Raw genomic sequence first — 23,469 nt, 5'->3', positions numbered from 1 at the left:
CTGAAGCGCAGAAAATCTTCCGGATGGCGCCGCTTGTGCGATTCCCGTATAATGAAGCTTGAAATCATAATAGAGAAGGTGCAAAAACATGATAACGGCCACCGGCATCACGACTGAAAATCAAATCAAAACAGACCTCGATCTGAATACGGCAGATCTCTCCGCCTACAAATGGACCTGGATCGACTTCGAAAATCCAACAACCGAGGAAGTGCAGCATCTCAAGGATACTTTCCACTTCCATCCGTTGGCGATTGAAGACTGCCTCCAGCTGTTGCAGCGTCCGAAGCTGGATTATTACGAAGGCTATACCTTCTACGTCACCCATCATGTCCATACGGAACAGAAAAAAATCGTCAAGGAAGAACTGGACTTTTTTGTCGCGGAAAATTTCATCGTGACTTTCCACTATGCCTCTTCAAAAGAGGTGCAGTACATCCGCGAGCGTCTGATTTCGCAGCAGAATCCTGAAAAGTGGGATCCCCACTACGTGTTCTATCAAGTGCTCGACAAAATCGTGGACAATTATTTCCCTTTGCTGCATGACGTTGAAGACGAACTGATCCGCATCGAGGACAGCACCCAAAACAGGCGCTCACCCGATCAGATGCCGCAGCTGATCGATATCCGCCACCTGTTGTTGAGTCTGATGCAGACCGTCAATCCGATGCGGGATCTGCTTTATCGGATGCTGAATTCTCAGCATCTCGAGGGCGTCCGCAAAAGACGGAGTTATTTTTCGGATATCCACGATGACCTGCTGAAGGTATCCGAGATGATTACCTCGAACCGCGAGGTGACGACGGATATGCGCGACAGCTATCTGTCGCTCAATTCCCATCAAACCAACAATGTAATGAAGATCCTCACCATCATCACCTCGATCTTCTCGCCGCTGACCTTGATCGCCGGAATCTATGGGATGAATTTCGAACACATGCCGGAGTTGACTTGGAGATACGGCTATTTTCTGGCTATCGGCCTGATGCTCCTGATTGGCATCTCTATGTATCGTTGGTTCAAGAAAAACGGCTGGTTCTGATTACCGGCCGTTTCTCTTGTAATAGGTGGCGACAGGATGCTTCAATTCCCCTGTTTCCAGATAAATGCGGAAATCATTCACCGCGAACAGATCGCCTGGCTCCAGCAAAATGAAATAGAGACGGGTTGGATAACGTTTGCTTTTTGCCAAAATATGATTGTTTCCACCATAGGCATACCACCAAATTTCAAACAGCTCCTCCCTGACGGAAAGCTTATCCTCCAACAGTGTGAACTCATAGCAGCCTTTTCGTTCCAACAGATCAGCGACATCCAACTTTTTTCTCCAGATTCCTTTTTGCATCAACCTCATTTTCCTCACCCTATCCATCAGCCATCATTTTTGATTTACATGATATTTCTGCACCACGACTTGATTGCGCTTGTTCTTCCTGCCATAGATCACGATTGCGTTTCCTTCGGTGACCTGATACAAAAAATCCAACGAATGCGCGCGGATCAGGCAATTCTGCTTCTCTTGCTTGTCCACTGTCAGTGTGAAACGGATCAGCGGCGTTTCCTCCAGTTTGAGGATTTTTATTTTTTCCACTGAACCTTTCAGGCAAATCCCATTTTCCATATCAGTCACATCCTTTAACATCATAATACGAACACACGTTCTTTTTGTCAACTGTTTCCTTCTCGGAAAAACCGCTGAAGGCATTCTTTTCCTCTTGGGAATAGTAAGGAAACGTGTTAAGATGTTGTAAACATAAGTGGATGCTCAAAACTGGCGGTTCCAGCTGGAAGACTTTTGCATCCTACGAAAGGAAGATTCGCCATGCCCATCAAACTGATCGCCGTCGATATGGACGGAACTTTCCTGGACAGCCGGAAGGAATTCAACAAGGAGCGCTTCGCTGCCCTATACAAACGCATGCTCGAAAAGGATATCCGTTTTGTCGTGGCCAGCGGAAACCAATACTACCAACTGCGTTCTTTTTTTCCTGAAATACAGGATAATATTGCTTTTGTGGCGGAAAATGGCGCTTTCGTCGTGGATTGCAACAAAGAGCTGTCCGTCGGTGAGATGACACAGGAGACGATTGACAAGGTGCTCTGGATCTTCAAGGAGTTGGATGCCTATTCAAAATTGGTCGTTTGCGGCAAAAACAGTGCCTATGTCAACAGTTCCGTTTCCGATCACTTTTACCAAAATACGAAACGCTTCTATCATCGCTTGAAGCGGGTGGATTCTTTTTCCGAAATAGATGACATCATCTTCAAATTTGCATCAGGCTTCTCAGAAGAGGAAGTCCCTGCCCTCTTGGAACACTTCATACGCGAAGTAGGCGATGTCGTCTCCCCTGTACCGACCGGCCATGGCTCCATCGACCTCATCATTCCCGGCATGCATAAGGCTTCCGGCATCCAACTGCTGCAGAAGCTATGGGGCATCTCCGATGGGGAGACCGCCGCATTCGGCGACAGCGGGAATGACATCGAGATGCTGGAGCATGTGGCCTACAGTTTCGCGATGGCGAACGCAGCCGATGACGTCAAAAAAGCCGCCAAATATCAGGCCCTTTCGAACAACGAAGAAGGTGTACTGGCCGCAATCGAGCAGCTGCTTGAAATGGAATGAACGAAAAAAAGGAAGACGCCCCCAGCCTCATAATTGAAGCGGGATGCAACTTCCTTTTTTTATGTCGCTATGAAATCAGGCCTGTCAGGAAGGCCAATAATTCGTACTTTTTCTCTTCCGGCATTTTTTTGATTTGAGCGGTAAGTTTCTTTTCCACAGGGCTCATTTCTGAATTGAAGAATTCCGCCAAGGTAACCCCAAGCACCTCGCAGATATGGTTGAGCGTCTTCAGGGACAACTTAGTCGAATTGTGTTCAATTGCCGAAATGAAGGAAGGCGAGACGTCAATCTGCTCAGCCAATTCTTTCGCCGTTATTTTGTTCAGTTTGCGCAATTCCTGAATGCGACTGCCTACTTCCATCCTGATCCGCTCCTTTGTTCCTGGATTCAACTTTGCTTTTTTACATACTAACACACCCTCGCTCAAAACATAAGATTTTTCATCCTTTTTGAACTTACTGTTCAAATTGTGCACTTATGGCTAAATTTTTAGAGTCTATGATTCAGTTATGTGTTAATATGTATTGTTATAAACAAGTTAAATAATTTTGAAATTCAATTAATCACTATTTTTCAAGAAGGAGGATATCTATGCAACAATACAAAAACGAATGGTTCGGCAATATCAGGGGGGACATTCTGGCAGGCATCGTCGTGTGTCTGGCCCTTTTCCCGGAAGTCATCGGATTCATGATTGCCGCAGGAGTGGCACCGATCGTCGGCGTTTACGCCACTTTCTTCATCACTGCAACGGCTGCCTTTTTCGGCTCCAGCAAGGGCATGATTTCAGCGGCGGCAGGTTCCGTAGCATTGGTTTTGGCCCATCTGGTCGCCGAACATGGCGTACAATATCTATTCGCCACAACGATATTTGCGGGGGTATTGCAGGTCATCCTGGGAATCTTCAAAGTCGGTTCCTTGATGCGCTACATCCCGAAGCCCGTCATGACAGGATTCGTCAATGGTTTGGGACTCATGATGTTCACTTCGCAGCTTGACCATTTCAATGGTGGCCTGGTTCTGCCGATCCTGGGGCTTTTGGGCATTGCGATCATTTTCCTGTTCCCGAAAGTCACGAAGAAAATCCCTGCACCCATCGTTGCGATCCTCGTCATCACGGCGATCGTGCTCGGCTTTGGTCTGGATGTGAAAACATTGGGCGATATGGGATCGATCTCCACCGCTTTGCCGCGCTTCGGCATCCCGGCTGTTCCGCTGACGCTGGAAACGCTGCGGATCATTTTCCCTACCGCGCTTTCCGTTGCCATCGTTGGTCTGGTTGAATCATTGCTGACTGCTCAACTTGTCGACGATATCACAGAAGACAAAAGCGACAAAAATCAGGAAACCTTGAGTCAGGGTCTGGGCAATATCCTTTCCGGTTTCTTCGGAGGCATCGCTGGTTGCGGCATGATCGGCCAGACGATCATCAACCTGAATTACGGCGGCATCGGCCGATTGGCGACTTTCTTGTCCGGTTCCTTGATGCTGTTGTCGGTTGTTCTTTTGAACGGCGCCGTCGTCCAGATCCCTATCATCGCGCTGGCGGCTGTGATGGTCGTGGTTTCCTTTGAAACGATCAATTGGGATTCGATCAAGCGTCTGCGCACCAATCCCAAAAACGAAAGCTTCGCCATGCTCCTTACCGTCGCCATCGTTGTCGGAACCCACAACTTGGCTTACGGTGTCGTAGCCGGCACTTTGGTCAGCGCCGTCTTCACCACTTTCAAGATGGCCCATCTCCAAGTTGAAGCCGGAACAACCGATGATGACCACCACTACAAAGTGAACGGTCACCTTTACTTCGCTTCAGCAGAAAAATTCCTGGAATTCTTCGCCGAAGAGATCGAACACGAAGAGGAAGTCGTCATCGACATCAGCGCCATGACGCTTTGGGATTCAACCGCTGTCGAAGCAATCGACAAGCTCATCACCCGCAACAAAAAGCGCGGCGTGAAGACGACCTTCACCGGCGCGAACCCACAAAGTTCGGCCCTCTTCAAACGGATCTCCATCCACACTGAAAAATAAGAATGCCCAAAGGCCGCCTCTCGAGGCGGCCCTTTATCGTCTTCCTCCTCCGGCGAGTGCAGTCTTCGACGGAGGACGGCTATCATTCCGAGTTGCGTTCTCCGACGAGCCCGCTTCAATCGGAGGTGAGGGCGATTAATACCATTGTCCTCCGGCGAAGGCGTCACTCACAGGAGCTGCGCGCGCATTTCGGCGCACTGCTCAAAAAAAGACAGGCTGTCCCATAAAAATGGGGCAGCCTGTCTTTATCATTAGTCTGTCGTTACACTTCCACCAAGTCGAATCGCGTGATGATGCCGAGCAGATTTTCTGTATTTTTGCCGCTGTCCGTCACCAACAGCGCATCGATCTTTTGGTTATCAAACTGTGCTTCGGCTTCATAGATGGTCGCATCCTTCTTGATGAAGGCAAAATTATTTTTGTTCTCGTCCAACAGAAGGATATCGCGCGCAAGCGTTCCGCCGATGGAAATGCTTGCCTCATGCGCATGTTGGGACAGCCAGTGGGTGATGCCGTTCTCCGTCAACAACCCAATCACTTTGCCGTTTCCGTCCTTGATCGGAAATTGGGTCAGATCGGTATTCCGGATTGTTTCAAGGACTGCGGAAAGCGGGGTTGTTTCCTTGAAGAATTTCACATCATCCGACTTGATGTCGAAAGTGGTCTTCGGTTTCAACAGTTGTTCGTGGATCGCTTTTATCAGATTCAGGGATGCCTCGTTGACGAGCACCAGATCGCTCTGGTTCCCGTGGCTCAGGAAATTGCGCAGATCCCCCAATATCTGGAAGTCATCCCGTTTCCTTTTCACATAGCTGTCATACCGCGAGGCGTTCTCCACCAACTCATAAAAGTTGTAGTAGGATTTCCCGCGGTCGGGCTTGTATTCCTTGTTGAAGAAACTTTCGATATCATTGAAATAATCCAGGAATGCCTCATTATTGCTGTTCAATCGCTTTCGCCCTCTCTCTAGTTGCTCCCTTTATACCTCTATTCTAACAATTCAAAGCGGGAAATACGAATCCAAAGCCTTTCATCCAAAAACACCTGCCGCGAAAGCCCTCTCGTTGGCCTCCGAATAATTCCCGGCGTATAATGAGCTTATGACCGAACAGAAACGGAGGAAATGAAATGACCACAGCGAATATCATGCTTTATGTAGCGGACGTGGAAGCGAATGCCGATTTTTGGAAACACTATCTTGAGTTCAAAGAAGTCGGCCGCTATGACTTTGGGGATTCCATCAGCATTGTGCTGGCGGTGAATCCGATGTGCAATCTGCAGCTTTTCAATATCGATTTCATCAGAAAGAATTCACCAGAAGTGGCCTCCAACAAGCCTTCCTTATTGTTCGACATCTCTGATTTCGATGGGCTGTACGCGCGCTTCAAGGAAAACAATGAGACGGTCGGCGAAATAATCGAAATGGGCGGCACCAGGACCTTCAACTTCCCCGACCGGGACGGCAACTACTACGCCGTCCGGGAGGCGGCTGAATAAGCGGACCAAGCGCTCTAAATCACGCCATCAACATAAAGAACCACCGGATTCGAGGGGAAAACGCCTTGGATCCGGTGGTTCTTTCGTTCTGCATGACCCTCGTTTCACTCCGAAAGATAATTCAGCCGGATGCCATCCGGACCGATCCGCTCGAATTTATCCAGTCTGAACTTCCGGATACGCTGATCGGAACTGCTCCCGAACTCGAACAGCGAAACGGAATCGGATACGCCTTCGACGAGCGGTGCGATAATCAGGCTGATTTCATCGATCAAACCTTCGCTTGCGAACGATCCATTCACAAACCCGCCGCCGACCAGCATGAAAGTTTCGATGCCAAAATATTTGTGAAGCTTATCCAAGGCAACCGTCATCGACAAAGGTTTGCTCTTCCCCGCAAAGATGTAGGAAACGCCCACTTTCCTGAGATGGGCCAGATACCGATCAGAGACCGCCTCGCTCAAAATCGTGACGATGTGATCGCCTCTTCGTTCCGGATACTCGTCGCCGATCACATTCGTTTGCCAGCCCAGTTTCCCTTCCGGATCGACCGCGATTGCGTAAGAGCTGAATGCAGCCGGGTTAATGTAATCTTCCCTTGGGATTGCTTCATCCGAGTAATCGGACAGATCCACTTTGTTGCCGAACGTGATGTGCTGCTCGAACGTGATCCGCCCGCAGATCCAATTGTCCGAACCGTAAGCTTGTAGCGTCTCCTCATAGGCTTTCCCGTACGGCCCGAATTCGGCTGCACTTAAATAGTGCCCCGCCGCACGCCCGTCTATCGACATCGCCATATGGCAAATCGTTCTGTAAGGTCTGTTCATTTCTTTTTCCTCCGTTCCGAATCTTAATTTCTGATTCCATCATAAACCCTTGATGTTAGTTTAAGTCAAGAAGGAACTATCAGCAAAATATGCTCAGACGCGCTCACTATCGAAGGACAATTCGGATTCTGATCACAGCTCCGGTGAGGCGCCCGCTCGCCGGAGGACATCGGTAACTATCGGAACCTTCTCCGGCGAAGGCATCCTCACCGGAGAACAACAAAAAATGCAAGCCGAACTCCGGCGAAGCCTCCGTTCACCGGAGCTGAGAGCCGAAAAACCGTTCGCAAATATTTTATCCGGCTTATAAAAGTTCCCAGCAAAAAGAGCCGCCTCAACTTGAGACGGCTCCCATACTTATTTGTGATTATTCCCCGATCAACGCGATGATCTCCTCCAGCACAGCTTCCCCGTCCAGGATCTCATAATTTTCCTTCGAGATCAGCTTGTAAGGCACTGCCTTATAGGTCAGGAAATCTTTCAACCGCGCGATTTCGTATTTGGATTGCGGGCCGATCATCAGGGCATCGATCGCTTGGCTTTGGATCGCCTGCTCCGCGATGATCGCCGGTGCGGAGTAGACATGGATGTCCAGTCCCCTCTCATCCGCCGCGTTCTGCACATTCTTCACCAGCAAGCCGGTCGTGATGCCTGCCGTACAAATCAATAAGGCTGTCTTTTGTTCGGTCATCTGCTCAACCCCTTACGCTGCTTTCTTTTTCTTGTTGTAGATATCCAGGACGACAGCCAACAAGAGGATCAAACCTTTGATTGCTTGCTGCCAGTCGACGCCGACACCGAGAATGGACATCCCGTTATTCAAGACACCCATAACCAAACCGCCGACGATCGTTCCCACGATGGTGCCGATCCCGCCTGAAGTGGAGGCTCCGCCGAAGTATACGGCTGCCATCGCATCCAATTCCATGGAAGTACCCGCTTGCGGTGTGGCCGCATTCAGACGCGCCGCCAAGATCAGGCCGGCCAACGCAGCCATCGCACCCATGTTCACGAATACCCAGAAAGTGATTTTTTTCGTTTTGATACCGGACAATTCCGCCGCTTTACGGTTTCCGCCTGTTGCATAGATTTGGCGTCCCGCAACGGTTTTGTTCGTCAAGAACGCATAGGCTGCTACGATGACTCCCAAGATTACCAAAATGACAGGATAACCTTGGTAAGAGGCGAAGATATAAGTAACCCCGATCATTACAACTGCTGTCATGACTGCTTTCACCATGAACGTATTCATTGATTCCACTTCGAAAAGATTATTTTTGCGTTTTTCGCGTGTGCGCCATTGTCCGAAAACAAGTGCCGCAGCGATGAGGACTCCCAGGATCATCGTCAGCAGATGGATACTGCTGTCAGTCAAATCAGGCAGGTAGCCTGTAGAGATTTTTTGGAATATTTCAGGGAAAGGCGCCAACGATTGCCCGCCCAACACAACCTGTGTCAGCCCGCGGAACATCAACAGCCCCGCCAAAGTGACGATGAAGGCCGGGATGCCGAAGTAGGCTACCCAGTAACCTTGCCAAGCGCCGATGATCGCTCCGATCGCGATGCAGATCGGCACCGCTAACCAAGGGCTGACGTTCCAGTTCACCATCAAAATACCGGAGATGGCACCCACGAAAGCCATCACCGAACCGACCGAAAGATCGACATGGCCCAACAGGACCACCAATAGCATACCAGCAGCCAGAACCAGAATGTGGCTGTTCTGCAGCACGATGTTGGTGATGTTCAGCGGCCGCCAGAAGATGCCGTCCGTCATCAGTTGAAATGCGATCAATAACCCAATCAGAATAATTACCATACTGTATTTGCTGAAAATATCAAGCGCCTTTGTTTTTAGATCCAGTGTTTGCTTTTCCTTTTTTACGCCGTTCGTCGTTTCCATCTATAACACACCCTCTTCTTCCCTAGTCATTAGATTCATCAGCGATTCTTGGTTCGCGTCTTTGCGTAAAACCTCACCTGTGAATTTGCCGTCATTCATTGTGTAAATGCGATCGCACATCCCCAATATCTCAGGCAATTCGGAAGAGATGATGCAGACACATTTGCCTGCAGCCGCCATCTCCTCGATGATCGTGTAGATTTCGTATTTGGCGCCGACGTCGATTCCGCGTGTCGGTTCATCCAGGAACAGCACATCAGGTTCCGTCATCAGCCATTTGGCAAGGACTACCTTTTGCTGGTTCCCGCCGCTGAGACTGCTGACTTTTTGGTAAATCGAGTTCGTCTTTGTCCGCATTTTTTTGCGGTATTCTTCGGCTATCTGGACTTCTTTTTCTTTGTCCAAGACGCCCTGCTTGCTGATTTTCCCTAAGCTTGCGATTGTCGTATTCTCACGGATATCCATCAAGAGGTTCAAACCCAGCGCTTTCCTGTCCTCGGATACATAAGCAAGCCCGTTTTCGATGGCTACAGGCACATCCTTGACCGAAATCTCCTGACCTTCTTTAAATACTTTGCCGGAGATGTTGCTGCCGTAGGAATGTCCGAAGACGCTCATCGCGAATTCGGTCCGGCCTGCCCCCATCAATCCGGCAATCCCGACGATTTCGCCTTTGCGGATATTGAAGTTGATCTTGTCGTTCATGATGCGGTGCGCATCAACCGGATGATGCACCGTCCAATCCTTCACTTCAAAGTAGACGTCGCCGAGGTTCGGATGGCGTTCAGGGTAACGGTTCGTCAAGTCCCTTCCGACCATGCCGCGGATGATGCGTTCTTCGTTGATGGCTTCTTTTTCCAACGTTTCAATCGTTTTTCCGTCGCGCAGGATGGTGATGCGGTCGGCCACATTGACGATCTCGTTCAACTTATGGGAAATGATGATGGAAGTGATGCCTTGCCTTCTGAATTCCTTGATCAGCTCCAATAAATTGGCACTCTCTTCCTCATTCAGTGCGGCTGTCGGTTCATCCAAAATCAACAGGCGTACCGATTTCGAGAAAGCTTTCGCGATTTCGACCAATTGCTGCTGCCCGACCCCAATCTGGGAAACGAGCGTATTGGGGTTCACTTTCAACCCGACCGTCTTCAATAAATTGGTTGTCTTCTTTTCCGTCAGGTCCCAATCGATGATGCCGCGCTTCGCCTGTTCATTTCCAAGAAAAATATTTTCACTTACGGACAGATACGGGCTGAGTGCCAACTCCTGGTGGATGATGACGATCCCTTTGTTTTCGCTGTCCTTCAGATCCTTGAATTTGCATGTCTCACCGTTATAGATGATGTCCCCCTCATAGCTGCCGTATGGATACAATCCGCTCAACACGTTCATCAGCGTGGATTTACCCGCGCCATTTTCGCCGCATAGGGCATGAATTTCCCCGCGTTCGATTTTCAGATTCACATCACTCAATGCCCGGATGCCAGAAAATTCTTTGACGATATTCCGCATCTCCAATATATAATCCGCCATGATACCCCTCCTCTATGGAAGAGACTTCCTTGGCGTCACAAAGGAAGTCTCCGTTATTCACATTTTTATAAGCCTAAATCTTCTTCAGAATAGTAGTCTGTATCGATCAGTTCCGCCTGGTAATTTTCTTTGTCCACTGAAACCGGATTAGCCAAGTAAGTCGGTACGACCTTCACGCCGTTGTCATACGTTTCTGTATCGTTTACAGGCACTTCTTCCTCGTTGAAGATTGCTTCGATCATCTCGATTGTGTTTTGAGCCAAAACGCGCGTATCTTTGAAGATCGTTTGTGTCTGTTCGCCGGCAATGATCGATTTCACGCCTGCCTGGGTTGCATCTTGACCAGTGATGACTGGTAATGGTTTTTCTGCTGAACCGTAACCTACGCCTTTCAAGGAAGAAATGATCCCCAAGCTGATTGGATCGTAAGGAGACAAGACAGCATCCAATGTTTTATCCGTGTAGTTTGCGCTCAGCAAGTTGTCCATCCGCGCTTGTGCAGTCGATCCGTCCCAACGCAGGGTTGCGATCTGGTTGAATTTCGTTTGTTCGGAAGGGATTACCAATTGGCCGCTGTCGACGTATTGTTGGAAGACGGACATGACGCCGTTGTAATTGATCAAGGCGTTGTTGTCATCAGGAGAGCCGCCGAACAATTCGATATTGTACGGGCCTTCGCCTTCACTCAAGTTCAATGCATCTTCAATGTAGGAAGCCTGCAGCACACCCACTCCGAAATTATCGAAAGTTGCATAGTAGTCCACGTGTTCGGAATTCATCAACAGGCGGTCGTAAGCGATGACTTCGATACCTTCGTCCGCTGCTTTTCCAAGTACATCCGTCAAGGCGGATCCGTCGATGGAAGCGATTACCAAAACGTCCACACCTTTTGTGATCATGTTTTCGATTTGGGCCACTTGGTTTTCTACTTTGTCCTCGCCGTATTGAAGGTCAGTCTTATAGCCCAGTTTTTCCAACTCAGTGACCATGTTGTTGCCGTCCGCAATCCATCTCTCGGCTGACTTCGTCGGCATCGCGATCCCGACATAGCCGGCATCCCCTGTGGATGCTTCGCCATCCCCGCAGGCACCTAGTGCTACTGCAGATACTAACGTTGCTGCTGTAAGAAAACTTTTCTTCCAATTGAATTTCATCCCTGATTCCTCCACTGCTGTTTTATTTGATATACGTATTGTACCTTTATCGGATACCGCTTACATTCACTATCTTTTCCAGTTTCTTGATATTCTTACTGATTTGTATCCGTTTCCATATGGATTTTTTCCGATTTTCTTTGTTTTTTTCCGAAGGCCTGATAAACTGTGCTAAACTATTCGATGGCAGCGTTTTAATTTCGATATATATAGGAAGGAAGTTTCCCGCCATGAAGTACCTATTGCATTTGCTCCTGTTGCTCTTTGTTGTCGGCGGCTGCGCGAACAGCCCTGATGCGGAAGAAGAGCCGGGGAACATCGTCATCGGATTCTCGCAATCCGGAACGGAGAGCAATTGGCGCAAGCGCCACACAGAATCAATAAGAGAAGAATTGGATAAAGAAGGCTACGAAGTGCTGTACCGGAACGGCTTCATGAACCAAGACCGCCAAATCCAGGACATGCGCACCTTCATTGCCTATAAAGTAGATATGATTGTCTTCACGCCGATCATGGAGGATGGTTGGGATGCTGTTTTGTTGGAAGCAAAAGCTGCGGGCATACCCGTTATCATTGTCGACCGGCATATCCGCACAGCGGAAGAGAATCTGTATTTGACGCACATCGGTTCCAGCTCCAAAGCTGAAGGAAACCGGGCGGGACTCTACATCACCAATCATTTCCAAAACAGCTCCCAGTCCTCCGTGAAGATCTTGGAAATGAAAGGGCTTGCGAATACTTCACCGACCAATTTCCGCAGCGAGGGGTTCATGGAAGTGATCAGCCGCGATTCGCGGATCAGCATCAAAGCCTCATTGGAAGGGGACTTTATCCGTTCCAAGGCGAAGGATGTCTTCCGGAAATACATCGAGGAGAACGGTTGGGAAGACATCGATGTCCTTTACAGCCATAACGACGAGATGACGCTGGGTATGCTGGAGGTCATGGAAGAAAACGGCATCGTCCCCGGTCAGGACATCCTCATCGTCACGATCGACGGCCAAGCGGAGATGATCGAAAACCTGCGCGCCGGCAAGGTCAATTGCGTCGTCGAATGCAATCCGAACGCCGGCTGGTATGTCCGCAACACCATCAAGCGTTATTTGAACGGCAATACCATCCCTGATGAAATTTACATGCCCGAAACGGTCTTCTCCGATAAAGGGAATCTCGACAGCATTCCGCCAAGGGAATATTAGGGAGGCAACGTGATGGAAAAAATAGCCAGCATCAAAGATATTTTCCAGCAGACCAATCGCCTGCTCTTCAGCATCACCCTGATACCCTTGCTGGTCATAAGCATCTTTTACACGCGCAATATCCTGATCTACCGCAGCGCACTGGCGAACGTCGAGGAAGCGAATGCCGTTTCGACAATCGTCCAGGAAAATGTTTTGGAGGAACTATGGGACCTGGTCTTCGGCCTCATCCAAGTCACCGATTACGAGTCCGGCAACGAGCTAGGAAAGGTGCGGCTGGCCATCGAAGAAATCCAGGCCAACACCACCACCGCCAAGGAAGCCGCCACACTGGATGTCGCTTTGCGGACCTTGGATACACTGGACAATTACATTTCCGAAATGGAAAGCAATATCGCCAACGGACGGCCGTTCGCTGAAAATGAAGCCATCATGGTCCAAGTCGATGCCGTCACGGTCCTGCTTTATGCTATCCTGCAGGACTTTGTGCGCGTCGAAATCGAACTTGCCGGGAAAACCAGCGATGACATGCTTGTATCGCTCTATTATCTGATCCTCTTTGAGCTCGTCATCGTCCTGATAATCGTCTATTATGCCCGGAAGAACAACCGCTTTTTGACGCAGCAGATCCAGGAGCCGTTGAACGATCTGATCGTCCTTTCCGAGGAACTGTCGCAAGGCCATCTGGATTACCGCGCAAAAGAGCCGGAAGTCGCTGAATTGCGCGTCGTTACGGAAAGCATGAATGACATGGCCCGGAATCTGCATGTGCTGATCGAAGAAAACGCCGTGAAGCAATTCGATCTGGCCCAGAGCGAACTGCGGGTCCTGCAGGCGCAGATTACGCCCCACTTCATCTACAATACCCTGGATGCCATCCTGTCCTTGGCTGAACAAGGCAACAGCGAGCAGGTGAAGACGATGACCTACGCCCTCTCCGACTTCCTGCGCATTTCCTTGAGCAAAGGCCAGGACTGGATCACGATCGAGAAAGAAATCCGCCACGTCGAAGATTATCTGACGATTCTGCAGATCCGCTACGGCGCCATGCTGACGTTCGCCATCGATATCCCCGAGGAAATCCTCCAGACGGAAGTGCTGAAAATGATCCTGCAGCCGTTGGTCGAAAATGCGGTCTACCACGGAACCAAGCATGTCCGCCGAGCCGGGAAAGTGACCGTCGCGGCGACCTATACAAATGACACAATCCAATTCTTCGTGGCGGACAACGGCATCGGTATGCAGGCGGAGCGTCTGCTCGAAATCCGGAAACGGCTAGATCAAGCCACTGTCGATGATTCCGGCGAAGGCGGTTATGGCCTTTACAACGTCCGGAAGCGTCTGTTGTTGTATTACGGCAACCATGCTTCTCTGGATATCGACAGCACCTACAGAAAAGGCACGACCGTCACAGTGACAGTACCTAAGATTACCTAAAAGGAGCGAACAAGCATGTATAAAGTTTTTATTGTCGAGGATGAGCACCTGATCCGCGACAGCCTGCGGAACCAACTGCTGTCCCTCGCCGAAACACACCCGCTGATATTTTCAGGGGAAGCCTCAGACGGAGAAATGGCCTTGGCTTCGATCATGGACGTCAAACCGGATATCCTGCTGACCGATATCCGGATGCCCTTCATGGACGGCCTCAGTCTGGCCAAGGAAGTCCGGAAGATCTTCCCCTGGATCCGCATCATCTTCATCAGCGGCTTCGATGACTTCGAATACGCGCGCACCGCCATCCAAGTCCAGGCGGATGCCTATCTGCTGAAGCCGATCAAAGACACCGAGCTGATCCAAACCCTCGAAAACGTCATCGCGGTATTGGACAAACAAAAAGAGCCTGTCATGGAACGGGATACGCATGCGGATAATTTCGTCTTCGAGCTGAAAAAAAATCATTTTCTGAACGGTATCTTCCGCGGTGATTTGTCGGTTCCGGAAGTGCTGCAGGAATCCGCCGCCTTGAAGCGCTCTGTGGTCGGGAAAAAGACCTGCGTCGTGTTGGCCACCAATCATTACGACAAAAATTTCGATGATTACTTCCGTTTCAGCAATTATCTGCATTTCCTTTTCGGAGCGGACGAGAGCATCATTTTCTCCAGCATCTCATCGCGCTTCATCAAGTTTCTGCTGATGGACAGCGATACGGACAGGCTGTTGGAAAAAAGTTACCAACTGGCTCAGACGCTCGTCCATGAACTGAAGGACGAAGAAGCGGAGGACCTGATCGTTTCGATCGGACCGATCGTCGAACGGCTCAGCGAAATTCCGCAGGCCTACCGCTACACGCAGAATATGCTCCAGACCTACGGCGTGCTGCGTACCGAACGGATCATCAGCTACGAGGACGACATCAAGGACGGCGAAGTTTCCCCGACGAATCCTTTCAAACTCGATCTGGCCCAGAAAATTGCCCAGACCGAAGCGGATGAATTGGAGGAACTGGTACTGGAGCTTCAGGGAACGCCCGGGGACACTGAAGAACGCAACCGCCTCTTCCGCTTTTTCGTGCTGACCGAATTGGGCAATCTTGTCCAAAAAAAGAAGCCCGGTTCGGAGCAGCCTTTGCTTGAAAAAATGAACGACCTTGATCAATTGGCGGCGGTGGCGGCCGATGCCGCGGAATATACCCAGATCATCGAAAAGCTGCTGGCTTTCCTGATGGCGGCCCACATCCACCCTTCCATGGTGAAGTATCAGAGCGTCATCCAAAAGGCCTTGGCATTCATAAAGGAGAACTTTACCGATCCGGATATCTCCCTGAATGTCGTGGCTGAGGCCGTAAACTTGAGCCCGTCGCATTTCAGTACCATTTTCTCGCAGTCCTTGGGGCAGACTTTCATCGACTTCCTGACCGAATGCCGACTGCAGCATGCGAAAGAGTTGTTGGTCGGGACGGATGACAAACTGTCCGCCATCGCGATGGACATCGGCTACAACGATCCCAATTATTTCAGCTACCTGTTCAAAAAGCGCGAAGGCGTCACTCCAAAAGAATTTCGCCGTACCCATACAAGAGCGTGATGAATCCCGCTCTAGAAATCGAGCACTAAGAGGACTAACACAAAGAGGACGCTTTTTGTCCTCGTGTGGTAGTCAGCTTAGGCGGAAATTTCTGGGATTCAGAACGCGTTTACAAGAGCGTGATGATTCGCGTTTAGGGGGTTAGGGCGTGAAATTCCCCGCTAAATTGTCTTTGAAGGGGAATATCGTGTTGTCTTCAGACGTTTTACCCCGCCTAATAGGTTTTGGCGGGGTATCTCGTGGTGCCCTTGGACATTTTTGCCCGCCAAATGGGTTTAGGCGGGTTATCTCTGAGCGTAAATTAAATTTCCATATAAAGAGGCTGTATCAAATCCAGAAAATTCTGTTCTGGTTCTGATACAGCCCTTTTCTTGTTGACGATACTTCCTACACCGTCCGCTGTTCCTTGGCGACTTGCGAAGGCGCGGTTCCGTAGTATTTCTTGAACAATTTGCTGAAGTGGTACGCGTCCTGGTAACCGACAGCCTGTGCCACTTCTTTGATGGTCCATTCTTCCTGCTTCAGCAGTTCCCTCGCATGCTTCAGGCGCACGTGGATCAGGTAATGGATCGGACTCAATCCGGTAGTTTCCTTGAAGATTTTTGAAAGATGGGCCGGGCTGACGAAGAGTTGCTGCGCCAATTGTTCCAATGTGATTTCTTCGGAATGGTGGTTTTCCAGATAATAGACAGCGTGATTCACCAGATGCTGTTGACGCACGGCCGTCTGCGAAAGTGCCAAAGGGATCGTATTGTCGGATCCGTCCTCCAGACTGCGCAGCAACAACCCCAGCATCTCCAATATCAGTCCTTTCCCCATCAGCTGATATTCGCTCCGCTGCTCGTTGAACTCCTTCGTCACCCGCCAGGCCTTCTCCATAAAGGCATCCGCATAACAGCCGAGATCCAGCAAAGCGCGCTTATTCGGGAAATGATTGCGCGGAAGCCCGTTCAGTGAAAGATTCGTCAAGCCGATATGCAATTGATGCGAAAACGTACCCTCTTTTTGTCGCTCCGCATGTTTCACGCCCGGGTTGAACAGCATGACGGTGCCGGTTCCCAAGTCCTGCCGTTCCCCGTCCACCAAGTAATCGGCCTCCCCTTCCAGCAGGATGCTGATTTCCAGAAAGTTATGGCTGTGCGTTTTGGAATAGTTTCCGGCTTCGTTCAACGGATCGAAAGCATACAGAATTTCAGGATTGAATGTTTGTACGTGTGTATAGGCCATCGCAAAAGTCCTTTCTGTTGAATACCCTTATATTGTACAGGAATCTGACGAAGAAAAGCCATTCTCATTCCTAAAAAAAACAGTAACCTGTTAACATACACTTTTTTGAGGAGGACTGTCTTATGAATCATTATCAATGGATTTGGCGCTACGCACGTGCATACAAATCCAAAAGCTTACTGGCTTTATTATTTGTTTTCCTGAATGCCCTCCTGATCATCGTCAATCCGCTCTTGGCGGGGGAATTGATCGACAAAGTCATCGATGGCGGGCAGGATAATTTATTGGTGCCGATTTTGGCATTGATGATCGGCATCACGCTCTTCCGGACGACCATCCGCTACAGCTACCAGATGCTGTTTGAGCGGATCGGCCAAAACACACTCTTTGTGCTGCGCCAGGATATGTACCGGAAACTGCAGGAGTTGGACTTCGACTTCTTCAACCATACCCGGGTCGGGGATATCATGGCCCGGATGACCGGGGATACCGATGCTATCCGTCACTTTGTTTCCTGGGTCACCTACAACATCCTGGAAAGCATCCTCTGGTTCGTGATGGCCGTCGCAGTCATGGGCACAATCCACCTTCCGCTGATGCTGGCTTTGGTGGCAGTCACACCGATCATCTTCATCCTGACGCAAAAGATGTCCCAGAAAGCCTTCCCGCTGTTTTTCCAGATCAGGGAAAGCTTCTCCCGCCTGAATTCGATGGTGGAAGAAAACATCGGCGGCAACCGCATCGTCAAAGCGTTCGCGAGGGAAGACCATGAAATCGAAAAATTCACGAAGCACAACGAGGACTTCAAGCGCCGCAATCTGGATTCCGCTTCCGTATCCCGCACGTATCTCCCTTGGCTCGACGGCTTTGCCGGGACACTGAACGCGATAGCTTTGGTGCTCGGCGGCTTGTACGTCATCCGCGGGGAAATGTCGATGGGGGACCTGGTCGCCTTCAATGGCTTCCTCTGGATGCTGAACATGCCGATGCGCATGAGCGGATGGCTCATCAACGATGTGCAACGCTTCTCCGCCGCCTGCGTCAAAATCCGTGACATGCTGGACACAGAGGCGCGGATTCCTGTAACGGCTGTCCAAGAGCACCAGCGGATCAAGGGGACCGTCACATTCGACGATGTCTCTTTCGCCTTCTCCGATGATCCCGGAACGGATATTCTGTCGCACGTCTCCTTTACGGTAGGTCCCGGACAGACGTTGGGGATCTTGGGCGAAACAGGCTCAGGCAAGACGACGCTTGTTAATCTGGTGGGAAGATTCTACGATCCCACTTCGGGAACCGTCCTTATCGACGGCAAAAATGCCAAGGACTATCCGGTCCGCCAGTTGCGGGAAAACATCGCCATGGTCATGCAGGATGTCTTCTTGTTTTCGGATACGATCGAGGATAACATCGCTTTCGGCAATCCGCAGGTGGACCGCTCCTATATCCAACAGATGGCCCGGATTGCCGATGCGGACGGCTTCATAACCAGCATGCCCCAAGGATACGCCACTATCATCGGCGAACGGGGAGTGGGCTTGTCGGGCGGTCAAAAACAACGCATTTCCTTGGCCCGGGCATTGGCGAAGGATCCGGCCATCCTGATTTTGGACGACACCACTTCGGCGGTCGACATGGAAACCGAATCGAAGATCCAGCAGGAATTGCTTGGCTTGACGGAAAACAAAACGACCTTCATCATCGCCCACCGGATTTCGTCGGTGCGGGATGCGGATCTGATCCTGATGATGGAAAAAGGCCAAGTCGTCGAACAAGGAACCCATGCGGAACTGTTGGCGAAGCGCGGCAAATACTATGACGTTTACTGCAAACAACTCGGATTGACGGGAGGGGAAACCAATGGCACGCAATACGTATGATGTCGATGAAAGTTTAGAGCAAGAATTCAACTGGGGCCATTACCGGCGCTTGGCCGGCTACATCAAGCCCTACAAAAAACCAATTTCAAAAATATTGGCTACCATCATTTTGGCGAACATCGCCGGCATGGCGGGACCTTACTTCACAAAAATCGCAATCGATGACCTGATACCCGCAGGAAACGTGCAACAGTTGCTGGGACTGGGCGGCATCTTCATCCTTTCCCTTGTCCTGATCGGCGGGTGCATGCGCTACCGGATCTACGCCATCACCGAAGTCGGCCAGGATATTCTGAAGGACATGCGCTACGATATTTTTGCTCATCTGCAGCGCTTGCCGTTCGCTTACTTCGACAACAGGCCCCACGGCAAAATCCTGATCCGCGTAGTCAATTACATCAATACGCTGAGCGACCTGTTGAGTAACGGTCTCATCAATCTGATTTCGGACCTTTTCAACGTAGTGATCACATTAGGCTTCATGCTCCTCATCGATGTGCGATTGACCTTATACAGTATGGCCTTACTGCCGGTACTGTTCGGATTGGTGCTGTTCATCAAGAAGCGCCAGCGGATAGCTTTTCAGATTTTGAGCAACAAACAGTCCAATCTCAATGCCTATATCCACGAAAGCATTTCGGGAATCAAAATCACCCAATCGTTTGCCCGCGAACAGGTCAATTATGACATCTTCAATGAAGTCAGCGAGGAATACCGGACTTCATGGATGAAAGCCGTCAAAATCCAATTCCTGATGTGGCCGGGTGTACTGAATATTTCAGTACTGACGACCTGTCTGATCTATTTTGTGGGCATCCGTCAGATTGGTGTATCCGTTTCGACCGGAACATTGATTGCCTTCATCGGCTACATCAATAATTTCTGGAATCCCGTCATCAATATCGGGAACTTCTATAATTCCTTGATCACTGCCACGGCCTATTTGGAGCGCATCTTTGAAACACTGGACGAGGTGCCTTCCATCCAGGATGCGCCGGACGCCTATGAGTTGCCTCCTGTCAAAGGTGCAGTCGATTTCGAGAATGTCACCTTCCGTTATGAAGAAGGCAAAGATATTCTGCACAAGGTCAACTTCCATATCGAACCTGGCCAGAGCATCGCTTTGGTCGGGCCAACGGGTGCGGGCAAAACAACCGTCATCAATCTGCTGAGCCGGTTCTACGACATCAATGAAGGCAGCGTCAAAATCGATGGTCACGATGTCCGCGATGTCACGCTCGGCTCTTTGCGCAGCCAAATGGGCGTCATGCTGCAGGATACTTTCATCTTTTCCGGTACGATTCTGGAAAATATCCGCTACGGCAAGCTGGATGCCACCGAGGAGGAAGTGATCGCAGCGGCGAAGGTTGTGCGCGCACATGACTTCATCCAACACCTGAAGGACGGCTACCATACAGTTGTGGAGGAGCGCGGCAGCACCCTTTCGGCCGGCCAACGGCAGTTGCTTTCCTTTGCGCGGGCCTTGCTTGCCGATCCGAAAATCCTGATTCTCGACGAAGCGACCGCCAGCATCGACACCCGGACAGAGGAACTGCTGCAGGAAGGTCTCCAGAAATTGCTGAAAGACCGGACTTCCTTCATCATCGCCCATAGACTATCGACGATCAAAAACAGCTCCCGTATCTTCTACGTGGCAGGCGGCAACATCGCCGAAGCCGGCACCCACGAAGAGCTGATGGCCCAAAAAGGCCTGTATCACCATCTCTACCAATCCCAATACGACCTGCTGCAGGCCGTGTGAATGACGGTAGCCGCATAGCTGAACGCACTGTCTGATCAGGTTGTCCGATAACGCAATCGAATCGGACAACCACCATGCTTCGGCTGATCGGATTGTCCGATTAATCCATAGAATCGGACATCCAACTTGTTTCAGTAGTCCGCGTTGTCCGATAACCCGATTGAATCGGACAACCTGACCGCAACGCGGTCCCACTAACATGATTATTGCCGTATTTCCCGGCAGCTTCTCCATTTACAAAAAATATCCGAAAAAGATGCGCTGCCGACCGTTGGAGCAACTGCTCCAAGGCCGGAAACGCATCTTTTTGATTGTTTAACAGTCTTTCTTACGTCAGTCCGCTTTGTTTGCGACCAGCTCTTTGGTTGCTGCAGCACCTTCCAAAGCTTCCCATTTCCATTCCATGACTTCCGCAATGTCCTCGCCGTTCTCGCGGATGAACTGGTGATGGAAGTCCACTGTTTCCGTCATCCGTTGCGAAAAGTCTGCCGCTTCTTCGCCATAGACGGCGTTGGCCGCATCCTGCGCCAGGTGGAAGCGGTCCATCTCAGACAATACCCGCATGTCGAACGGTGTCGTGATGTCCCCGTTCTCACGGTAGCCGTGGATGTGCAGGTTATGGTTGTTGCGATCGAAGAAGATGTCGCGGATCAAGCCTTCAAAGCCGTGGAAGGCAAAGACGATAGGTTTGTCGGCCGTGAAATAGGCGTCGAATTCTTCGTCGCTCAAACCACGCGGATCCACGTCCGGATGGCGCAGTTTCAACAGGTCCACGATGTTGATGAAACGGATCTTCAATGCCGGGAACTGTTTGTGCAGGATCGTGACTGCCGCAAGTGCCTCCAGGTTCGGTTCCGTTCCTGCTGCCGCGATCACGACATCCGGTTCTTCGCCTCCGCAAGTCGAAGCCCAGTCGATCACTTTCAGGCCATCCTTCACCAATACTTCTGCTTCTTCAGCCGAGTAGAATTGCGGACGCGGGTGTTTCGAAGACACGATCAGGTTGATCTGTTCCTCGGAAGCCATCGTTTCCGCCATCACGGCCATCAAGGAGTTCGCATCTGCCGGCAAGTATTCGCGGATGAATTCCGGTTTCTTCTCAGCCAAGTGCGTCAACAGACCCGGATCTTGGTGGGTGTAGCCATTGTGGTCCTGTTGGAACACGGTAGAAGTCGCGATCAGGTTCAAGGACGGATAGCGTTTGCGCCACGTCTGTTCTTTGGCTTTGCGCAACCATTTGAAATGTTGGGTGATCATCGAATCGACCACGCGCAGGAAGGCTTCGTAACTTGCGAAGAAACCATGGCGACCGGTCAGGACATAGCCTTCCAGGAAACCTTCCGCCTGGTGTTCGGACAACTGCGAGTCGATGACACGGCCGGATGGAGAAAGCCATTCATCATAAGCAGGATCGATCGCTTCCATCCAGACGCGGTTCGTCACTTCGAAGACTTTGTTCAGACGGTTCGATTTGGTTTCATCCGGTCCGAAGATGCGGAAATTATCCGGATTATCCACGATCAGATCGCGTGCGAAGTTGCCGAATTCGATCATGTCCTGGGCAATGACTGCGCCCGGTACGGTCGTGTCGACAGCATACTGCTTCCAATCCGGAATGATGAGCGGTTTCGGATTGATCCCGCCGTTCGTGATCGGATTCGTAGCCATCCGTCGGTCGCCTTTCGGTGCCATTTCTTTCAATTCAGCCACCAGTTGGCCATCCGCAGTGAACAGTTCTTCCGGACGGTAGGACTGCATCCAGTCCACCAGCGCATCGATGTGTTCCATATGGTGCGCATCCACCGGAATCGGCACTTGGTGGGCACGGAAGCCGCCTTCGATCGGTTCGCCGTCCCAAGTTTGCGGACCCGTCCAGCCTTTCGGTGTGCGGAAAATGATGACCGGCCAAACCGGCATCTTCGCTTCGGCAGCGGCGCCTTTGCGGGCTTCCGTTTGGATCGCTTTGATTTTTTCAACAGCCGTATCCAACACTTGCGCCATGATCGGATGCACCGCTTCCGGTTCGGTTCCTTCCACGAACAACGCCTCCCAGCCCATGCCGCCAAAGTACTGCGTCAGTTCTTCGTTCGATTTGCGGTCGAGGATGGTCGGGTTGGAGATTTTGCCGCCATTCAAATACAGGATCGGCAAGACAGCCCCGTCCGTGACCGGGTTGATGAACACATTGGAGAACCAACCTGCCGCCAACGGGCCGGTTTCGGCTTCCCCATCGCCAACGACAGTCGCTGCGATCACTTCCGGATTGTCGAAGATGGCTCCTGTTGCATGTGAAAGCGAATAGCCGAGTTCGCCGCCTTCATGGATCGATCCGGGTGTTTCCGGTGCCGCATGGGAAGCGACCCCGCCGGGGAAGGAGAATTGTTTGTAGAGTTTCGTCAAGCCTTCCAGATCCTCGGTGATGTCCGGATAGATTTCCGTATAGGAACCGTCCAGATAGGAGTTCGAAACCATGACCTGGCCGCCATGCCCCGGACCTTCGACGTAGAACATATTCAGGTCATATTTGTTGATGACGCGGTTCAAGTGGGCATAGATGAAGTTCTGTCCGGAAATGGTTCCCCAGTGGCCGATCGGATGCAGCTTCACATCGGTCGCCTCGATCGGGCGTTGCAGCAAGGGATTGTCCTTCAGGTACAGTTGTCCCACGGAGATGAAATTAGCGGCGCGCCAGAAGGCATCCACCTTGTCCAGATACTCTTTTGAATCAAATGCAGTCATTTTTGTTGCTCCTTTTCAGTTTTATTATTGAAAACGCTTGCGAACACTTTCACAAATATCCTCC

The 23,469-nt window shown here is 50.6% G+C and carries 20 protein-coding genes; 9 read left to right on the top strand and 11 right to left on the bottom strand.

Features of this window, described 5'->3' with window-relative positions:
• Positions 1 to 88 precede the first annotated feature (88 nt).
• On the top strand, positions 89 to 1,042 hold the full coding sequence (gene corA, locus BM184_RS08455; RefSeq protein WP_086943327.1) for a magnesium/cobalt transporter CorA: 954 nt from the start codon (positions 89 to 91) through the stop codon (positions 1,040 to 1,042).
• On the opposite strand, the gene BM184_RS08450 is transcribed toward corA, so the two are convergent.
• Both BM184_RS08450 and BM184_RS08445 read right to left on the bottom strand, forming a co-directional pair.
• Positions 1,043 to 1,345 (bottom strand): hypothetical protein, encoded by a 303-nt coding sequence (locus BM184_RS08450; protein ID WP_068561521.1) that lies wholly within the window; start codon positions 1,343 to 1,345, stop codon positions 1,043 to 1,045.
• Positions 1,346 to 1,378: 33 nt separating this feature from the next.
• Complete coding sequence (locus BM184_RS08445) at positions 1,379 to 1,621, bottom strand: hypothetical protein (RefSeq protein WP_086943326.1); 243 nt, start codon at positions 1,619 to 1,621, stop codon at positions 1,379 to 1,381.
• A gap of 201 nt (positions 1,622 to 1,822) precedes the next feature.
• Here BM184_RS08445 and BM184_RS08440 point away from each other — a divergent pair, with 201 nt between their 5' ends.
• Positions 1,823 to 2,626 (top strand): Cof-type HAD-IIB family hydrolase, encoded by an 804-nt coding sequence (locus BM184_RS08440; protein WP_086943325.1) that lies wholly within the window; start codon positions 1,823 to 1,825, stop codon positions 2,624 to 2,626.
• A 67-nt stretch (positions 2,627 to 2,693) separates the two neighbouring features.
• Here BM184_RS08440 and BM184_RS08435 read toward each other — a convergent pair whose 3' ends face one another.
• Entirely contained in the window at positions 2,694 to 2,987 is a 294-nt protein-coding gene (locus BM184_RS08435; protein ID WP_086943324.1) for a helix-turn-helix domain-containing protein, read from the bottom strand.
• A 230-nt stretch (positions 2,988 to 3,217) separates the two neighbouring features.
• Here BM184_RS08435 and BM184_RS08430 point away from each other — a divergent pair, with 230 nt between their 5' ends.
• Entirely contained in the window at positions 3,218 to 4,657 is a 1,440-nt protein-coding gene (locus BM184_RS08430; protein WP_086943323.1) for a SulP family inorganic anion transporter, read from the top strand.
• 262 nt (positions 4,658 to 4,919) lie between these two features.
• Here the strand turns inward: BM184_RS08430 and BM184_RS08425 are convergent, their stop codons facing one another.
• The gene (locus BM184_RS08425) at positions 4,920 to 5,606 is read right to left on the bottom strand and encodes a CBS domain-containing protein (protein WP_086943322.1); all 687 of its coding nucleotides are present in this window, start codon (positions 5,604 to 5,606) and stop codon (positions 4,920 to 4,922) included.
• Between the two features lie 179 nt (positions 5,607 to 5,785).
• On the opposite strand from BM184_RS08425, the gene BM184_RS08420 reads away from it, so the two are divergent.
• Entirely contained in the window at positions 5,786 to 6,154 is a 369-nt protein-coding gene (locus BM184_RS08420) for a VOC family protein (protein WP_086943321.1), read from the top strand.
• A 104-nt stretch (positions 6,155 to 6,258) separates the two neighbouring features.
• Here BM184_RS08420 and BM184_RS08415 read toward each other — a convergent pair whose 3' ends face one another.
• From BM184_RS08415 to chvE, 5 genes are all read right to left on the bottom strand, one after another.
• Positions 6,259 to 6,981, bottom strand: a complete 723-nt coding sequence (locus BM184_RS08415; protein WP_086943320.1) for a dihydrofolate reductase family protein — start codon at positions 6,979 to 6,981, stop codon at positions 6,259 to 6,261.
• A gap of 367 nt (positions 6,982 to 7,348) precedes the next feature.
• Entirely contained in the window at positions 7,349 to 7,672 is a 324-nt protein-coding gene (locus tag BM184_RS08410) for a PTS sugar transporter subunit IIB (protein ID WP_086943319.1), read from the bottom strand.
• Positions 7,673 to 7,684: 12 nt separating this feature from the next.
• Entirely contained in the window at positions 7,685 to 8,884 is a 1,200-nt protein-coding gene (mmsB, locus tag BM184_RS08405) for a multiple monosaccharide ABC transporter permease (RefSeq protein WP_086943318.1), read from the bottom strand.
• A complete protein-coding gene (gene mmsA / locus BM184_RS08400; protein ID WP_086943317.1) occupies positions 8,885 to 10,417 on the bottom strand; it encodes a multiple monosaccharide ABC transporter ATP-binding protein in 1,533 nt (510 codons plus the stop codon).
• Between the two features lie 65 nt (positions 10,418 to 10,482).
• Positions 10,483 to 11,571, bottom strand: a complete 1,089-nt coding sequence (gene chvE, locus BM184_RS08395) for a multiple monosaccharide ABC transporter substrate-binding protein (protein ID WP_086943316.1) — start codon at positions 11,569 to 11,571, stop codon at positions 10,483 to 10,485.
• A gap of 230 nt (positions 11,572 to 11,801) precedes the next feature.
• On the opposite strand from chvE, the gene BM184_RS08385 reads away from it, so the two are divergent.
• The 3 genes from BM184_RS08385 to BM184_RS08375 are packed head-to-tail and all read left to right on the top strand — an operon-like array spanning position 11,802 to position 15,797.
• Positions 11,802 to 12,770: an ABC transporter substrate-binding protein gene (locus BM184_RS08385; RefSeq protein ID WP_086943314.1), complete on the top strand. Its 969-nt coding sequence runs from the start codon at positions 11,802 to 11,804 to the stop codon at positions 12,768 to 12,770.
• A gap of 12 nt (positions 12,771 to 12,782) precedes the next feature.
• Positions 12,783 to 14,207 (top strand): sensor histidine kinase, encoded by a 1,425-nt coding sequence (locus BM184_RS08380; RefSeq protein ID WP_086943313.1) that lies wholly within the window; start codon positions 12,783 to 12,785, stop codon positions 14,205 to 14,207.
• Positions 14,208 to 14,222: 15 nt separating this feature from the next.
• A complete protein-coding gene (locus BM184_RS08375) occupies positions 14,223 to 15,797 on the top strand; it encodes a response regulator transcription factor (RefSeq protein WP_086943312.1) in 1,575 nt (524 codons plus the stop codon).
• Positions 15,798 to 16,184: 387 nt separating this feature from the next.
• On the opposite strand, the gene BM184_RS08365 is transcribed toward BM184_RS08375, so the two are convergent.
• Positions 16,185 to 17,024 carry an AraC family transcriptional regulator gene (locus tag BM184_RS08365; RefSeq protein ID WP_086943310.1) on the bottom strand — a complete coding sequence of 280 codons (840 nt, stop codon included), beginning with the start codon at positions 17,022 to 17,024 and terminating at the stop codon, positions 16,185 to 16,187.
• Positions 17,025 to 17,146: 122 nt separating this feature from the next.
• On the opposite strand from BM184_RS08365, the gene BM184_RS08360 reads away from it, so the two are divergent.
• Both BM184_RS08360 and BM184_RS08355 read left to right on the top strand, forming a co-directional pair.
• Positions 17,147 to 18,904 (top strand): ABC transporter ATP-binding protein, encoded by a 1,758-nt coding sequence (locus tag BM184_RS08360; RefSeq protein ID WP_086943309.1) that lies wholly within the window; start codon positions 17,147 to 17,149, stop codon positions 18,902 to 18,904.
• The gene (locus BM184_RS08355; protein ID WP_086943308.1) at positions 18,885 to 20,666 is read left to right on the top strand and encodes an ABC transporter ATP-binding protein; all 1,782 of its coding nucleotides are present in this window, start codon (positions 18,885 to 18,887) and stop codon (positions 20,664 to 20,666) included. The genes BM184_RS08360 and BM184_RS08355 overlap by 20 nt, the downstream gene beginning before the upstream one ends.
• 333 nt (positions 20,667 to 20,999) lie before the next feature.
• On the opposite strand, the gene BM184_RS08350 is transcribed toward BM184_RS08355, so the two are convergent.
• Positions 21,000 to 23,405, bottom strand: coding sequence for a phosphoketolase family protein (locus tag BM184_RS08350; protein WP_086943307.1), 2,406 nt, complete (start codon positions 23,403 to 23,405; stop codon positions 21,000 to 21,002).
• Positions 23,406 to 23,469: the final 64 nt, after the last annotated feature.

This window comes from Trichococcus pasteurii (assembly GCF_900112935.1).
GTDB classification, from domain to species: Bacteria; Bacillota; Bacilli; order Lactobacillales; family Aerococcaceae; genus Trichococcus; species Trichococcus pasteurii.
This window is presented reverse-complemented; position numbering and strand designations above follow the sequence as displayed.

Coding starts and splice junctions, on each gene's coding strand:
- corA (WP_086943327.1), top strand. CDS start 89: ATGATAACGGCCACCGGCATCACGACTGAAAATCAAATCAAAACAGAC.
- BM184_RS08450 (WP_068561521.1), bottom strand. CDS start 1,345: ATGCAAAAAGGAATCTGGAGAAAAAAGTTGGATGTCGCTGATCTGTTG.
- BM184_RS08445 (WP_086943326.1), bottom strand. CDS start 1,621: ATGGAAAATGGGATTTGCCTGAAAGGTTCAGTGGAAAAAATAAAAATC.
- BM184_RS08440 (WP_086943325.1), top strand. CDS start 1,823: ATGCCCATCAAACTGATCGCCGTCGATATGGACGGAACTTTCCTGGAC.
- BM184_RS08435 (WP_086943324.1), bottom strand. CDS start 2,987: ATGGAAGTAGGCAGTCGCATTCAGGAATTGCGCAAACTGAACAAAATA.
- BM184_RS08430 (WP_086943323.1), top strand. CDS start 3,218: ATGCAACAATACAAAAACGAATGGTTCGGCAATATCAGGGGGGACATT.
- BM184_RS08420 (WP_086943321.1), top strand. CDS start 5,786: ATGACCACAGCGAATATCATGCTTTATGTAGCGGACGTGGAAGCGAAT.
- BM184_RS08415 (WP_086943320.1), bottom strand. CDS start 6,981: ATGAACAGACCTTACAGAACGATTTGCCATATGGCGATGTCGATAGAC.
- BM184_RS08410 (WP_086943319.1), bottom strand. CDS start 7,672: ATGACCGAACAAAAGACAGCCTTATTGATTTGTACGGCAGGCATCACG.
- mmsB (WP_086943318.1), bottom strand. CDS start 8,884: ATGGAAACGACGAACGGCGTAAAAAAGGAAAAGCAAACACTGGATCTA.
- mmsA (WP_086943317.1), bottom strand. CDS start 10,417: ATGGCGGATTATATATTGGAGATGCGGAATATCGTCAAAGAATTTTCT.
- chvE (WP_086943316.1), bottom strand. CDS start 11,571: ATGAAATTCAATTGGAAGAAAAGTTTTCTTACAGCAGCAACGTTAGTA.
- BM184_RS08385 (WP_086943314.1), top strand. CDS start 11,802: ATGAAGTACCTATTGCATTTGCTCCTGTTGCTCTTTGTTGTCGGCGGC.
- BM184_RS08380 (WP_086943313.1), top strand. CDS start 12,783: ATGGAAAAAATAGCCAGCATCAAAGATATTTTCCAGCAGACCAATCGC.
- BM184_RS08375 (WP_086943312.1), top strand. CDS start 14,223: ATGTATAAAGTTTTTATTGTCGAGGATGAGCACCTGATCCGCGACAGC.
- BM184_RS08365 (WP_086943310.1), bottom strand. CDS start 17,024: ATGGCCTATACACACGTACAAACATTCAATCCTGAAATTCTGTATGCT.
- BM184_RS08360 (WP_086943309.1), top strand. CDS start 17,147: ATGAATCATTATCAATGGATTTGGCGCTACGCACGTGCATACAAATCC.
- BM184_RS08355 (WP_086943308.1), top strand. CDS start 18,885: ATGGCACGCAATACGTATGATGTCGATGAAAGTTTAGAGCAAGAATTC.
- BM184_RS08350 (WP_086943307.1), bottom strand. CDS start 23,405: ATGACTGCATTTGATTCAAAAGAGTATCTGGACAAGGTGGATGCCTTC.